Source organism: Pelosinus baikalensis, from assembly GCF_020819555.1.
Taxonomy (GTDB): domain Bacteria; phylum Bacillota; class Negativicutes; order DSM-13327; family DSM-13327; genus Pelosinus; species Pelosinus baikalensis.
In genome coordinates this window covers 1-14,661 of record NZ_JAJHJB010000034.1, presented here as the reverse complement: position 1 = coordinate 14,661, position 14,661 = coordinate 1, and the positions used below count along the sequence as shown (strand labels likewise).

The 14,661-nt window shown below is 41.9% G+C and carries 17 protein-coding genes; 13 read left to right on the top strand and 4 right to left on the bottom strand.

Features of this window, described 5'->3' with window-relative positions; genetic code table 11:
• Positions 1–287 precede the first annotated feature (287 nt).
• Genes LMF89_RS19110 through pth form a run of 3 tightly spaced genes read left to right on the top strand, consistent with a single transcriptional unit; the run spans position 288 to position 2,324 of the window.
• A complete protein-coding gene (locus tag LMF89_RS19110) occupies positions 288–950 on the top strand; it encodes a GNAT family N-acetyltransferase (RefSeq protein ID WP_229536476.1) in 663 nt (220 codons plus the stop codon).
• Positions 943–1,770: a polysaccharide deacetylase family protein gene (locus LMF89_RS19105; RefSeq protein ID WP_229536475.1), complete on the top strand. Its 828-nt coding sequence runs from the start codon at positions 943–945 to the stop codon at positions 1,768–1,770. Before LMF89_RS19110 ends, LMF89_RS19105 begins: the two co-directional genes overlap by 8 nt.
• Positions 1,767–2,324: an aminoacyl-tRNA hydrolase gene (gene pth / locus LMF89_RS19100; RefSeq protein WP_229536474.1), complete on the top strand. Its 558-nt coding sequence runs from the start codon at positions 1,767–1,769 to the stop codon at positions 2,322–2,324. Before LMF89_RS19105 ends, pth begins: the two co-directional genes overlap by 4 nt.
• Positions 2,325–2,460: 136 nt before the next feature.
• Here pth and LMF89_RS19095 read toward each other — a convergent pair whose 3' ends face one another.
• From LMF89_RS19095 to LMF89_RS19080, 4 genes are all read right to left on the bottom strand, one after another.
• Complete coding sequence (locus tag LMF89_RS19095) at positions 2,461–3,825, bottom strand: fructose-specific PTS transporter subunit EIIC (RefSeq protein ID WP_229536473.1); 1,365 nt, start codon at positions 3,823–3,825, stop codon at positions 2,461–2,463.
• 102 nt (positions 3,826–3,927) lie between these two features.
• A complete protein-coding gene (locus LMF89_RS19090; RefSeq protein ID WP_229536472.1) occupies positions 3,928–4,374 on the bottom strand; it encodes a PTS sugar transporter subunit IIA in 447 nt (148 codons plus the stop codon).
• A 6-nt stretch (positions 4,375–4,380) separates the two neighbouring features.
• Entirely contained in the window at positions 4,381–5,328 is a 948-nt protein-coding gene (gene pfkB / locus LMF89_RS19085) for a 1-phosphofructokinase (RefSeq protein ID WP_229536471.1), read from the bottom strand.
• On the bottom strand, positions 5,321–6,112 hold the full coding sequence (locus LMF89_RS19080) for a DeoR/GlpR family DNA-binding transcription regulator (protein WP_229536470.1): 792 nt from the start codon (positions 6,110–6,112) through the stop codon (positions 5,321–5,323). Before LMF89_RS19080 ends, pfkB begins: the two co-directional genes overlap by 8 nt.
• A gap of 404 nt (positions 6,113–6,516) precedes the next feature.
• On the opposite strand from LMF89_RS19080, the gene rpmE reads away from it, so the two are divergent.
• From rpmE to glyA, 10 genes are all read left to right on the top strand, one after another.
• Complete coding sequence (gene rpmE, locus LMF89_RS19075; protein ID WP_007958807.1) at positions 6,517–6,720, top strand: 50S ribosomal protein L31; 204 nt, start codon at positions 6,517–6,519, stop codon at positions 6,718–6,720.
• Between the two features lie 81 nt (positions 6,721–6,801).
• Positions 6,802–7,668, top strand: a complete 867-nt coding sequence (locus LMF89_RS19070; protein ID WP_229536469.1) for a DUF1385 domain-containing protein — start codon at positions 6,802–6,804, stop codon at positions 7,666–7,668.
• 149 nt (positions 7,669–7,817) lie between these two features.
• Positions 7,818–8,885, top strand: coding sequence for a peptide chain release factor 1 (gene prfA / locus LMF89_RS19065; RefSeq protein ID WP_229536468.1), 1,068 nt, complete (start codon positions 7,818–7,820; stop codon positions 8,883–8,885).
• Position 8,886: 1 nt separating this feature from the next.
• Positions 8,887–9,753, top strand: a complete 867-nt coding sequence (gene prmC / locus LMF89_RS19060) for a peptide chain release factor N(5)-glutamine methyltransferase (protein WP_229536467.1) — start codon at positions 8,887–8,889, stop codon at positions 9,751–9,753.
• A gap of 186 nt (positions 9,754–9,939) precedes the next feature.
• Positions 9,940–10,989, top strand: a complete 1,050-nt coding sequence (locus LMF89_RS19055) for an L-threonylcarbamoyladenylate synthase (protein ID WP_229536466.1) — start codon at positions 9,940–9,942, stop codon at positions 10,987–10,989.
• Between the two features lie 50 nt (positions 10,990–11,039).
• Positions 11,040–11,639, top strand: a complete 600-nt coding sequence (locus LMF89_RS19050) for a manganese efflux pump MntP (RefSeq protein WP_229536465.1) — start codon at positions 11,040–11,042, stop codon at positions 11,637–11,639.
• 48 nt (positions 11,640–11,687) lie between these two features.
• On the top strand, positions 11,688–12,170 hold the full coding sequence (locus tag LMF89_RS19045) for a low molecular weight protein arginine phosphatase (protein ID WP_229536464.1): 483 nt from the start codon (positions 11,688–11,690) through the stop codon (positions 12,168–12,170).
• Between the two features lie 75 nt (positions 12,171–12,245).
• Positions 12,246–12,683: a ribose 5-phosphate isomerase B gene (gene rpiB / locus LMF89_RS19040; RefSeq protein WP_229536463.1), complete on the top strand. Its 438-nt coding sequence runs from the start codon at positions 12,246–12,248 to the stop codon at positions 12,681–12,683.
• 20 nt (positions 12,684–12,703) lie between these two features.
• Positions 12,704–13,252 carry a TIGR01440 family protein gene (locus LMF89_RS19035; RefSeq protein WP_229536462.1) on the top strand — a complete coding sequence of 183 codons (549 nt, stop codon included), beginning with the start codon at positions 12,704–12,706 and terminating at the stop codon, positions 13,250–13,252.
• An 18-nt stretch (positions 13,253–13,270) separates the two neighbouring features.
• Positions 13,271–14,506, top strand: a complete 1,236-nt coding sequence (gene glyA, locus LMF89_RS19030; RefSeq protein WP_229536461.1) for a serine hydroxymethyltransferase — start codon at positions 13,271–13,273, stop codon at positions 14,504–14,506.
• Positions 14,507–14,661 lie beyond the last annotated feature (155 nt).

The following is a 14,661-nucleotide window of genomic DNA, read 5'->3' as shown; positions in this document are numbered from 1 at the left end:
TTAGAAAGTATAATTTTCGTAGGTGGAAAATATAAGAATTTATGAACCACAAAGGCGCAATGCCGCCGCTCGCGGCACGCAAAGGAGTGCACAAAAAATTATAAATAACTCCCTTTGTGTCCTTTGCGTCTTTGTGGTTCGATTCGTTTTATGTTTTTAAAGATGTGTAAGTATTTTTCTTATTGTTCAGCACCCACCTGAGGTTAAGTAAGATATTCCAACATCTGTTTCTGATGTTTTTTCTCTGTCTATCATATGATATAATTCCAGTAAGGTTGGTGATGATAATGGAGCAGTGGGGAGCAAATGGAGAAATAAGCATAGAGCAGGCTGGGGTCGCTGATATATCAGCTATTGCAGCTTTATTTACCGCAAGTTTTGATGAGAGTGTACGGCATCATTGCGGAGGAAAGTTGCCAAAACCACAGGCCATGCAGGATGTATTTACATTAGTATACCAGGCAGAACCCCAGGCTGCATTAGTGGCTCGCACTTTATCAGGAAAAGTGGTTGGTTACTGCTTCGCCCCCACACAATTATCGAATTTATGGTTCAGGGCATTATCAAGAGGGCATTTGCTACTATGGGCGTGGCGCTGGCTAACGGGACAGTACGGTTTCGGCTTGCACCCTGTGAAGGTGATTGTCATGAATAAAATAGCCTTTCTCTCTTCTGCTGTAACTCCTATGAAAAGGGCCAATGCTCGGATTTTATCCATTGCTGTAGCACAGGAGGTTCGGGGGCAAGGGGTGGCTGGTAAGCTTTTAGACAAAGCAATTAAATATTTCTACCAAAAGAAGGCAACCCTCGTGCGTTTGGAAGTGCGGCCTAATAATGTTGCTGCTCTTTCATTATATAAAAAATGGGGTTTTATCCCTGCTGGTTATACAGAAGATTCTCAGGGCAAGTGGTTGATTATGTTTAAAGAAATGGAGCGTCATCATGTTTGATCTAAATATACGATTGATTAATATGCTGGGACTACTAACCATAATCGTAATAGCTGGTTTAGTGCTAGATTATCGTAATGTTTTAAAGAAGCCTATGCGTATAGGAATGAGCTTAGCCATACTGGGGATTACGGCGGGTATTTTTTTAACGTTGAGTGCTGTACTGCCAGAAAATCATGTGTTTGGCAGAGTGTTTTCTAATACTAAAACTACGCAGAAGGTGGTAGCCCTTACTTTTGATGATGGTCCGTACCCGCCATATACAGAGCAAGTACTGGATGTGCTAAAAGAATATCATGTACCTGCTACTTTCTTCGTAGTTGGGCAAAATGTTGATAAATATCCTGAACTGGTGAAGCGTATTGCTGATGAGGGACACCAGATTGGAAATCATACCTATCATCATATTGACTTATTAAAAGCCAATCGCAAGGTTATTGCAGAAGAAATCGATAATGCAAATAAGGCGATTCTAGCAGCTGCAGGTATAAAACCGCACCTTATGAGACCGCCTCATGGCTTTCGTGATCCTGTAGTTATGGAGATGATGGCAGAACGTAACTTGAAGGTTGTGGAGTGGTCTGTTATGAGTCGTGATTGGACCAATCCGGGAGTGGATGTTATTGTGGAGCGTACTGTAAAGAAAGTAAAAAATGGTTCCATTATTCTTCTGCATGACGGAGATGGTATAACGTCTCAGGCTTCTCGTATACAAAGTGTAGAAGCGGCGCGACGTATTATTCAAATTCTGTCGGAACAAGGGTATACCTTTGTAACTGTAGATGAAATCCTGGAAAAAACGGAGGACGTGAAAGGGTGAAAATCGTAGTAGGCCTTGGTAATCCAGGGCAACAATATAGCGCAACTCGCCATAATATAGGTTTTATGGTTGTTGATGAATTGGCTCAGCGCTTAGGTATTGATAGATGGAGAAATCAAAGAGAGGCATTGGTTGCTGAATATAAAGGAAATGACACCATATTACTGGTTAAGCCTCAGACATATATGAATTTAAGCGGCGTGGCCGTGGGAGAACTGGCTCGTTGGTATAAGGTTCCGGTAGAAGACATTATTATTATTTTTGATGATATGGATTTGCCTACAGGTCGCTTGCGTTTACGAATGAAAGGGGGTTCAGGAGGGCATCGGGGCATTGAGTCTTTATTAACACATTTAAGTAAGGATTCTTTTCCCCGCGTTCGTGTAGGTATCGGTCGTCCTCCTGCAGGATGGCAGGTAGTGGACTATGTTCTGAGTTCATTTACTGCTGAAGAAAAGTCCTTATTAAAAGCAGCCATTGAAAAGGCTGCTGATGCAACGGAGAGTATCCTTGAACAAGGCATGAATAAGGCTATGAATTTGCATAATAAATGATCAGAAAACAAGGCTGCTTCGTTACCTATAAGCTGATAAGTGAACAATATAAGTAATTATGAACCACAAAGACACAATGCCGCTACTGCGGCATTGTGTCTTTGTGTCCAAAAAACTTGAATATAAATTATTAGTCTTATTTAGCAGGACTCTTTTTTAAGAGGATAATCAGAAGAGCCGTGATAATCGTTCCAATGGCAATGGCAGCAACATACATGCCGAGATTACTTACGGCGTTTGGAATTAAGAGGACAAAAATGCCACCGTGAGGTGCGCGTAAAGCACAATTAAACAGCATGGATAATGCCCCTGTAATTGCAGAACCAGCTACAATTGCGGGAATAACCCGGAAGGGATCTGCTGCAGCAAAGGGAATCGCACCTTCTGTAATAAATGATATGCCCATAACAGAGGCTGCTTTGCCAGCCTCTTGTTCTTCTAGCGTAAACTTGTTTTTAGCCAGAATGGTAGCTAAGGCCAAACCTAAAGGAGGTGTCATGCCAGCAGCCATAATGGCAGCCATTGGTTCAAACACGCTGCTGCTTAATAAAGCCACGCCAAAGGCATAAGCAGCTTTATTGATAGGACCACCCATATCAAAGGCCATCATTCCACCGAGGATAAGTCCCAGGAATCCTGCATTGGCAGAAGTCATGCCTTTTAATGTTTGTGTCATGAGATCCATAATGGCTTTGACAGGTGTGCCGATAACATAAACCATTAAAAGTCCGACCAGTAGAGTAGAGAAGAAAGGAATAATAAGCACGGGTTTTAAACCTTCTAAGCTTTTAGGAAGTTTTACATAATTTCGAATCCATAAAGCAATATAACCAGCGCAAAAACCGGCGATAATGCCACCAAGGAATCCAGAGCCGATTTGGGTCGCCAGCATGCCCCCGACAAGACCGGGAACCAGGCCAGGACGGTCGGCGATGGAGTGGGCAATGAAACCTGCTAATAGTGGCACCATGAGGGCAAAGGCAGCACCACCGCCAATATCCATTAACGCTGCAGCTAATGTCCCTTTTTCTTTAAAGGCCTCAATACCGAAGATGAAAGATAAAGCAATAATTAAACCGCCGGCGGATACGAGGGGAATCATATAAGAAACGCCAGTCATAAGATGCTTGTATAGGCCGTTTTGCTTAGTCTTCGCGGGTGCTTTTGGCTCTATAATTTTCTCATCTGGGTTGCTTAGTTTTTTTGCGTTAATCGCGTTTTCAATGAGCCCTTTCGGATTTTTAATGGCTTCTTGTACAGGAGCGTTGATAATAGGTAATCCTGCGAATTGTTCTTTGTCGACTTGGGTATCTGCTGCAATGATAAGCGCATGAGCTTCTTTGATGTCTTGTGGGGTAATTTCATTTTCTACACCCACAGAGCCTCTTGTTTCTACCTTAATTTCGATTCCCATGGCTTTTGCAGCCATCTGCAGGGATTCCGCCGCCATATAGGTATGGGCAATACCTGTTGGGCATGATGTAATGGCTAATAATTTCATGATACAATCCTCCTCTGTTCATAATATTAGGGAAAATAAGGAGTTTATAACGGAGCTATGTCTGGTGGAAAAACTCCGCTATAAACCAGATTTTTGTTTGGTCTAGTCTTTGAAGGCCGCTAATATTTCTTCGTAAGTGGTGGCGGATAATAAACGGTCTCTGATTTCCTGATGCATGAGTTTTCTAGAGATATACGATAATACTTTCAGGTGGACATCATTGGATTCAGCAGGGACGGCAATTAGGAAAAAGATGTGGGCTAGGCTGCCATCGAGTGCTTCATAATCAATTCCCGCTTTTGAGATGCCTAGTGTTAAAGCCGCCTCTTTAACGCTGCTGTCTTTAGCATGAGGAATTGCAATTCCCATACCGATTCCAGTAGAAAATTCCTTCTCGCGACGGAGCACAGCTTCTGTATATTTGTCTTTATCTGAAAGCTTGCCATCTTGATTGAGAACTTCAATAAGTTCATTGATGACGTCCAATTTGTTATTGGATGTTAAATGGAATTTAACTCTTGAGGCTGATAATAATTCTTGTATATTCATAATTGATTACCTCCACTCTTCTATTTCTATTTTATTGATCAATTTATTTACGTCTGATAAAGAGGCTGCTTGCGTGCCAGGAAGTATCACGGATGCACTGGCAGCAGCGGATGCTAAACGAATGCTGTCGGCTAGAGATAAGCTGCGTGCTTGCCCTACGCTAAAGCCTGCAACAAAAGCATCGCCAGCTCCTACAGTACTGCTGACAGGGACCGCAGGGGCTTTAGCTCTTAGGATTTGCTGACAATCACCAACTAAAGAACCTTTTTCTCCTAGGGAAATTGCTACTTGAGAGATTCCCTGACGGAGTAGTTGTTTTACGGCTCCTAATATATCTTTATCAGATTCCATAGGTGCCTGCATGAGTTGGCTTAATTCCGGCAGATTGGGTTTGACTGCGAAAGGTTTGGCAGCAATACCTGCAGATAAGGCAGGGCCGCTGGTATCTAATATAACGTTACAATCATATTGATGCAGCATTTCGATGAATGTTGCATAGATATCAGTAGGGACTGTTAGTGGCAGGCTGCCGGAAAGTACAAACCATTTATGTTTGACAGCCAGTTGGCGCAGAATGTCTTGTAGGTTTTTCAAGTCGGCTGCTGTTGGGATCATGCCGGGGAAATTTAGTTCACTAACCACATCCGTTGTAGTATCGACGATTTTAATGTTTTCGCGATTCTCTCCAAAGGTTTCTACGAAGCGGTCAACAATATTTTCCTGTTTAAAATAGTCTTGGAATGTATAAGCATTTTTCTTTCCAAGAAATCCTGTTACAACTACAGGATGTCCAAGGGCAGTTATAACCTTAGCTACATTAATGCCTTTGCCCCCAGGGTCTGTACGCTCCGTATCCACTCGGTTTACTTTTCCTAATGTAAAGCTAGGCAGATGCAAGGTGCGGTCAAGGGCTGGATTTAAGGTAACGGTTACAATGGGGAGCGTATTATTCAATGGGATTCACCTCCTTTATTAAATTGGCGCTTTCAGGGATGATAACCTGAGTATAATTTCGCAGACTTTCTAAGGTATCTTTATTAATGTTGTTATCGGTGATGATTGCAGATAATTCATCTAAATTGCAAATTTTAGAAAATGTTCTTTTTTCAAATTTAGAATGATCTGCTACTAATATAATAGATTGACTGGCCGCAATCATCGCTCTTTTGGTTTCTGCTTCCGCAAGATGTTTTGTTGTGACTCCTAAAGTACAGTCGATTCCATTGGCGGCGACAAACACTTTGTCAAAGGAAAAGAGCTTGAGCATGGAATTGGTAAGTGGACCAATGAGAGAATTAATGGACTTTCGCCAAGTACCACCTAATAACAGTACCTCGATATCCGGTTCCTCAGCAAAAACAGAAGCCACATCCATACTGTTTGTTGCAACCGTTAATTTTTTTCCGCATAATGCTCGGGCAATTTCTCGAGTGGTTGTACCAGCATCTAATAAAATCGTTTCACCATCATGTACCATGTTAGCGGCTAAAGCAGCGATAGCTCTCTTTTCCTCTAAGAAATATACTTCCCGGTCATGAAAACTAAGCTCTGATCCTAACTGGGAAGAAACAGCACCTCCATGGGTTCGTTGGACAAAACCTGAGTTTTCAAGTTCTTGTAAGTCGCGGCGTATGGTAGCTTCCGATACAGCGAATAATGAGCTAAGGTTAATTACTTTAACAGGTTGCCCGGATTTGATCATTTGTATAATTTTATTGCGTCTTTCTTCAGCAAACATATACGCACCTCTTCAAATAAACTGTATTTTCAGTAATGTTCGATTTATTTCATTATAAAAGTAACGTTGCAAAAAGTCAATCATAAATAAACTAAAACAATCACGAACGAATGTTGTTTTGAAAATTATATAAAAGAATATGAGATTTTGATAACCGCAAAGACACAATGCCACCGCCCGCGGCCTTTGTGTCCTGCGTCTTTGTGGTTTAAATTATATATTTCTTCGTGCTCTTTCCAACTTTGCGGTTCAAAATGTTTTATTTTTTTAAAACGAACAGAAATTAGAAGTGATTTGGAAAATATTTAAAGTGATTAGCAGAAAAACAATATTGCTTAGGAGAAATTGGTATGCTATAATAATGTGGTAAAAGCTACAAGGTGCTTTAAAGTGAGGTGCAATAAATGAAAGATAAAATTCATCCAAATTATGGTGAATCAAAAGTAATGTGTGGTTGTGGCAACACTTTTGTAACTGGTTCTATCAAAAAAGAACTGCGTATCGATGTTTGCTCAAAATGCCATCCGTTCTTTACTGGTCAGCAACGTAATATCACTGCTGGTGGACGTATTGAGAAATTCAATAAACGTTACGGTCAACAGGCCTAAAAACGGAGTAGCAGAGCAGAAATGCTCTGCTACATTTATATCTGTCATCTGCATGTAAACAATAATACAAGGAGGGATACCATGAAACCGAAAGTTAGTATTGGTGGGCAAGCTGTCATTGAAGGTGTAATGATGCGCGGACCTGGTATAATCGCTACTGCGGTCAGAGAACCATCAGGTGAAATTATTGTAAAACAGGAAGCTTTTACACCTGTTAGTGATCGGTATCCCATTTTAAAAAAACCGATGCTGCGGGGCGTTGTTGCATTGGTTGAATCATTGGTGCAGGGTCTTAAGGCTTTATCTTTTTCTGCTCAGGCAGCTGGGGATGAAGGGGATGAATTATCAAATAAGGAAATTGCCGTTACCATGATGTTTTCTTTGGGATTGGCCATTGTTTTATTTGTAATTATTCCAACGTATGCAGCCAAATATATTCATAGTGCGATAACGGACCCTCGTTTATTAAATCTAATGGAAGGTGTGCTGCGCTTAGCCATCTTTTTAGTGTATATAATTGGGATATCCAGGATGAAGGATATTCGCCGAGTGTTTGAATATCATGGTGCGGAACATAAAACGATCCATGCTTACGAGGCAGGGGTACCGTTGGATGTAGAGCATGTTAGAACCTATACGACGTTGCATCCTCGTTGCGGTACGAACTTTTTATTTATCGTAATGATCGTAAGTATTGTTATGTTCGCTTTTTTAGGTTGGCCTGATTTGTGGATTCGCATTGTATCCCGTATTATATTGATGCCACTTGTGGCAGGTCTTGCCTACGAGATTATTCGTTTTGCAGGAAAGAGTGAGGCCGCTTGGGTGGGGATTGCTATTATGCCAGGTTTATTGCTGCAAAAGCTAACAACTAGAGAACCTAGCGATGATCAATTAGAAGTCGCGATAAAAGCATTGGAAGCAGCTCGTCCCATAGAAGAAATGTAATTAATAGAACCAATAGAATAGATAGCGTTATTTAAAAAAGCAATGAACCGCGAAGGTCGCGAAGAAATACAAAGGGTTCAAATATTTTTTCTCTGCGCCTTCGTGGTTTTAATTTTATATAAAATAAAAGTTTTTAGAGGAGAATGACCATGCTGGATAAATTGCAGGCCATTGAAGATAGACAGCTTGAATTGGAGAATTTAATTAGTGACCCTTCGGTTATTGCCAACATGGCAGAGTGGCAAAAACATACGAAAGCCCATTCTAAATTGCTTCCTATCGTGGCTAAATTTCGGGAATACAAAGAGGTTCAGCAAGGTATTGCCGATGCCCTTGAAATGCTGAATGATAAGCTGGACAGTGATTTTCGTCAAATGGTTACGGCAGAATTGTCAGACTTAAAAGCACAGAATGAAGTACTGAGTGAAGAATTACGTATTTTATTGTTGCCTAAAGATCCAAATGATGAAAAGAGTGTAATTGTGGAAATTCGTGGTGGCGCTGGCGGGGATGAGGCGGCTTTATTTGCTGGTGATTTATTTCGCATGTATACTCGGTACGCAGAAACCCAAGGATGGCGCACGGAGTTATTAGATGCCAATGCTCCTGATTTAGGTGGTTTTAAAGAAGTTGTTTTTACCATTGATGGTGATGGTGCTTATAGTCGTTTGAAATTCGAAAGTGGCGTGCATCGTGTACAACGCGTTCCTACCACAGAATCAGGCGGGCGTATTCATACTTCTACGGTAACCGTGGCTGTATTGCCGGAAGCGGAAGAAGTAGATGTAGTAATTAATCAAAATGATTTACGAATTGATACCTACTGTGCCAGCGGCGCAGGTGGTCAGCATGTTAATAAAACGGAATCTGCAGTACGGATTGTGCATTTGCCTACAGGCATTGTTGTACAGTGTCAAGATGAGAAATCCCAGCTGAAAAATAAGGACAAGGCTATGCGGGTGCTGCGTGCTAAGGTATTAGAAAAAGCAGAAGAAGAACATCGGGCTGAACTGGCTGAAACGCGGAAAAGTCAGGTGGGAACAGGAGACCGTAGTGAACGCATTCGTACCTATAATTTCCCCCAAGGCAGGGTAACGGATCATCGTATTGGATTAACTTTGCACAAACTGGATTTTGTCCTAAATGGTGATATTGATGAAATCATTAATGCTTTGATAGCGACAGATCAAAGTCAGCGCATGCAGCAAGGTGAATAACATGGAAAATAAGAAAGAAGTTTGGACCGTACAGGCAATTTTAAATTGGACTCGGCAGTACTTTTTGGATAAAGGTGTGGAAAATCCGCGTCTTGATGCGGAAGTACTGCTTTCCCATATCCTAGAGAAAGAAAGATTGTATTTATATGTGCATTTTGATCAGCCTTTAGAGGATAAAGAGCTGGCTGCATTTCGCGCAGCTGTGAAACAAAGGGCTGCACGTTTGCCGGTCGCCTATATTATTGGAAGTAAGGAATTCATGGGGTTAGACTTTGAAGTTACGCCTGCAGTGCTGATTCCGAGGCCTGATACGGAAATTTTAGTGGAGGCTGCGATAAGCCGTCTTGCGCTAGTGGAAGAACCTTGTATTTTAGATCTTGGCACAGGAAGTGGTGCCATTTGTATTAGCATGTTGAAGAACTTGCCAGCAGCGAGAGGGACAACTGTAGATATTTCTCCAGAGGCTTTGATTGTGGCTAAAAGAAATGCTGCCAAGCATCAAATAGAGCAACGGCTGACTTTTTATCAGGGAAATCTATTTATTCCGGTTAAGGGTCAAAAATTTACAGCGATTTTATCAAATCCACCTTATATCCCCGAAGGAGATATCCCGGGACTTACTCCTGAGGTGCAGCAAGAACCTAATTTAGCCTTGGCAGGCGGTGAAGATGGTTTGGATTTTTATCGCCGCATTGTACAAGAAGGCAGGAACTACCTAGCGGACAATGGCTTCATTGCTATGGAGGTTGGCATTGATCAAGCTCGGCTAGTTGCTGACATGGCAGAAAAAACAGGCTATTATAAGGTCAGTGACATCATAAAAGACTACGGCGGAATCGAGCGTGTTGTGGTGCTGGAAGGAGTGTAAAAGAGAATGAACCACAAAGACGCAATGCCACTATCGTGGCACGCAAAGGAGAACGCAAAAATATAAATAACCCCTTTGTGTCCTTTGCGTCTTTGTGGTTCGATTCGGTTTATATGTTTTGAAGAATGCGTTAGTGTTTTCTTCCTTGTATAGTAAATGTTTTATTTCATAAAGGTAGGGATTATTATGCATACTGAATATTTTGTAGTGGATAAGGATAAGCCGGATCAGGGAGTGCTAAGGCAGGCAGCGGAACTCTTAAAACAAGGCAAGTTGGTAGCTTTTCCGACAGAAACCGTTTATGGGTTAGGTGCAAATGGTCTGGATGAAAAGGCAGTAGCCAATATTTATGTAGCAAAGGGAAGACCTTCAGATAATCCTTTAATCTTACATATATCTCACATAGAAGAACTAAAACAGCTTGCTGCCCATATTCCTAATAATGCGAAAGTTTTGATGAATGCGTATTGGCCAGGCCCTCTTACCATTGTATTTCGAAGAGCTGCAATTGTGCCAGATATTGTTACTGGAGGGTTAGAGACTGTAGGGATTCGTCTGCCTGATTCTATTGTTGCTCGTGAGCTGATCGCTTTGGCGGGTACGCCGATTGCCGCGCCTAGTGCAAACACTTCAGGAAGGCCGAGTCCAACTAATGCTCAAGCTGTATTAGTTGATCTGGAGGGCAAAATTGATGCTGTAGTGGATGCTGGCAATTGTCAGATTGGAGTGGAGTCAACGGTTATCGATTGCACAACGCCAGTGCCCACCTTGCTAAGGCCGGGAGGCATCACTTTGGAAATGCTGATGGAGACATTAGGGGAAGTAGAAATGGACCCGATTCTTAGCGGGAGTTTTGAACTTGCACCTCGCTCACCGGGGATGAAATATACTCATTACGCTCCTGATGCACCAATGGTGTTAGTGGAAGGCGAATACCCTCAAGTGCTAGAATTGCTTTTAAAGGAAGTTGCGGCAGCATTGGCAGAAGGAAAAAGAGTGGGCGCCTTAATCTCTGCCCAGACAGCTGACAAATTGCCTATAGGCACCATACCTTTTGTATATGGCATGCGGGAGAATGTAGAAGAAATAGCTGCTAATTTATATCTGGCTCTACGCAGTTATGATGATCATTCTGTGGATGTGATTTTTGCAGAGGGTATTTCCGAAGAGGGCTTAGGATTGGCAGTCATGAATCGCCTGCGAAAGGCTAGTGGCTATCGGATCATCAAAGGGTAACATATCCACTATATCCCCCACATATATATTATAAATGGAGGTGGGGGTTGATGACGAGTTTAGAATTATTGATGTTAAGTGCAGCCCTGGGTACAGATTTATTCTCAGTGGCTGTTCCTATTGGCATGAATCCTATGAGACGTAAGATTATCTTTCGTGCAGCAGTTGTCTTTGCTTTATTTCATATTGTTCTCATATTGACAGGTTATTATATTGGTAATTTTCTGGGGTCAGTAGTAGAACGATTCGGCAGCTATCATAGTGAATATCCTCTGTTGGTTATGGAAAATTGGGCCAGCATTTTAGGAGCATTGATTTTAATTGGTTTGGGTATATATATGATTAGAGAAAACCTATTTGCTGTTGAGCCAAATCAGAATAAAGCCCATCCCTTGCAAGGTATTTCCTTGTTGGTGCTGGCAACTAGCGTAAGCATTGATGCCTTAGCCGCAGGATTTAGTATGGGTATGATGGATGTTGATTTGGTCAGGCTAAGTTTTATTTTGGGAAGCGTTATCTTTTTAATTGCCTTGTTTGGGCTGAGTTTAGGACGTAAAGTAGGACGTTATATAGGTGGCAAGGCGGAGTGTATCGGAGGAATTGTACTCGCTTTATTAGGGATGCACATTCTATGGACGATGCTGCATTGATAATAAAATAGCTTGGTTAGGTAGTGCGATAATATAGCAGAAAGGCAGTTGGAAATTAAAATGCTGCAGATATTAATTATTTGTACGGGTAATACTTGTAGAAGCCCTATGGCAGAGGTATTGCTAAAAGACAAAATAGAAAAATGCAATGTTGCGGAACAGATTGCTGTGGCGTCTGCTGGTATCGCCGCATGGAATGAGGGACGGGCATCAAAGGGAGCACAATGTGTCATGAAACAGCGGGGAATTGATATCTTAGGTCACCGCTCCCGTCGTCTGTCAAGAGAAGATATTGTAAGGGCAGATTTGTTGCTGACCATGACGACCAGTCATAAAGAAGCAGTGCTTTCCATCATGCCTGAGGCATGGAATAAGGTATTTACATTGGCTGAGTTTGCTGGTGAAAAGAAAGATATCTCTGATCCTTACGGTGGAGATACTGCTATTTATGAGGCCTGTGCCGTTGAAATAGAAAAGATTCTGGAAAAGTCTTGGGGAAGAATCTTGGAACTTGCAGGAAAAATGAGTTGAGTATAGAAAAAATGACGAAGAGAGTGTTTGACTGAATCGATACTCTGCATGCAAAAAAAATCTGGAGGTTTATACATGTTGGTAGCAATTGGTAGTGATCATGGTGGTTTTCTGCTGAAGGAAGAGATTAAAAAATTATTAGCAGAAGAAAACATTGCATTCGAAGATTTCGGAACTCATTCCATAGCGTCAGTTGATTATCCTGACATTGCAAAAAAAGTGGGAGAAGCTGTAGCGGCTGGTCAATATACTAGAGGTATTTTGATTTGTGGTACAGGCATTGGCATCAGCATTGCGGCAAATAAAATAAAAGGAATTCGGGCGGCTCTTTGTCATGATGTTTTTTCAGCTAAAATGACTAGAGAACATAATGATACGAATGTGTTAGCAATGGGAGAGAGAGTCATCGGACCAGGATTGGCACGTATGATTGTTTCAACTTGGCTTGCAACGGATTTTGTCGGTGGTCGTCATGGTGATCGAGTCGCAAAAATTTCTCAGTTAGAATCATAATGATCCTTAGGGGGAAAGACATGAGCAGCGAAATAGAGGAAATACGAAGCCAGACTATGGAAGCCGCTACAGAGTTGCTGCAAATAGCAGGAACTGCTTCGGGGCAGCTTATGATCGTTGGTTGTAGTACGAGCGAGGTAATGGGCGCTCGAATTGGTTCATCGGGGTCTTCCGATGTGGCCCAAGCTATTTTAAGCGGCCTAATGACTGTTTGTGCAAAATTTGATGTACATTTAGCAGTGCAGTGCTGTGAACATTTAAATAGGGCATTGGTGGTGCAAAGGTGCGTTGCCGAAACATATCGGTTAGAGCCTGTAATGGTCATGCCTGTTCCTAAAGCGGGAGGCGCATTAGCAGCTATGGCTATGAGTTCTTTTGACTGTCCGGTGGTAGTAGAGCATATTCAGGCCCATGTTGGTTTAGATATTGGCAATACTTTGATTGGTATGCACTTAAAAGCAGTAGCTGTACCAGTGCGTTTGCAGCTAAAGAATATTGGAAAAGCATTCTTGACCGCAGCTCTCACTCGTCCAAAACTGATTGGTGGTCCGCGGTCTGTCTATAAATAAAAATATGGGGGAAATAAAATGAGTGTACTTACTAATTTTGATCCAGAGATTGCTAAAGCTATTCAATTGGAAGGACAGCGTCAGGAAAACAAGCTTGAATTGATTGCTTCTGAGAATTTTGTTAGTAAAGCAGTCATGGAAGCTCAAGGATCCGTCTTGACGAATAAATATGCTGAAGGATATCCAGGAAAACGTTATTATGGTGGCTGTGAGCATGTAGATGTGGTGGAACAGCTGGCAATTGACAGAGTGAAAGAACTTTTTGGTGTAGAACATGCAAATGTACAGCCTCATTCCGGTGCTCAAGCCAATACTGCAGTATATTTTGCGTTTCTGCAGCCAGGTGACACCATTCTGGGCATGAATCTAGCTCATGGCGGACATTTGACTCATGGCAGTCCTGTGAACATCTCAGGCAAATGGTTCAATATTGTACCTTATGGTGTAGATGCGCAAACTCATTTAATTAATTATGATGAAGTGGCAGAACTTGCTGCAAAGCACCGTCCCAAAATGATTGTTGCAGGTGCCAGCGCTTATTCCCGGATTATTGATTTTGAACGTATCGGCAAGATTGCTCGTGATGTAGGGGCCATGTTAATGGTGGACATGGCTCATATTGCTGGCTTGGTAGCGGCAGGGCTGCATCCGACTCCTGTAGGACATGCTGATATTATTACAACAACGACTCATAAAACCTTACGCGGGCCTCGCGGCGGCGTGATTATGTGCCGCAGTGAATTGGCTGCTAAAGTTGATAAAGCTATATTCCCGGGAATTCAGGGCGGACCTTTGATGCATGTCATTGCAGCAAAAGCTGTTGCTTTTAAAGAGGCTTTATCAGAAGAATTTAAAGTGTATCAGCAGCAAATTGTTAAAAATGCAGCGACACTAGCAGAGGGGTTAAAAAAGGCAGGGTTTACCTTAGTCTCAGGTGGTACCGATAATCATTTATTGCTAGTCGATTTACGTCCCCAGAGCATGACTGGCAAAGAGGCCGAGAAAATACTAGATGAAGTAGGCGTTACTGTAAATAAAAATGCGATTCCTTATGATCCAGCCAGTCCTTTTATTACAAGCGGCATTCGGATTGGTACAGCAGCACTTACGACTCGCGGTATGAAAGAAGCTGATATGGAGATCGTGGCTGATATTATTGCCATGGTGCTGAATCATCCTACAGATGATGCTGTGAAAGCAAAAGCAGTGAAGCTAATCAGCGAACTGTGTAAGAAACATCCCCTGTACGCTTAAGATGGACAAGCAAAGGTAAGTTTTATAGAACAATTATATAATGTTATTAAAAACCGAGGTTATATGAAAATATAATCTCGGTTTTTTAATAAGCATAGAAGTATAAGTTTTTAGGTGCGGAAAAGATGAGATTTTATGAACCACAAAGGCACAAT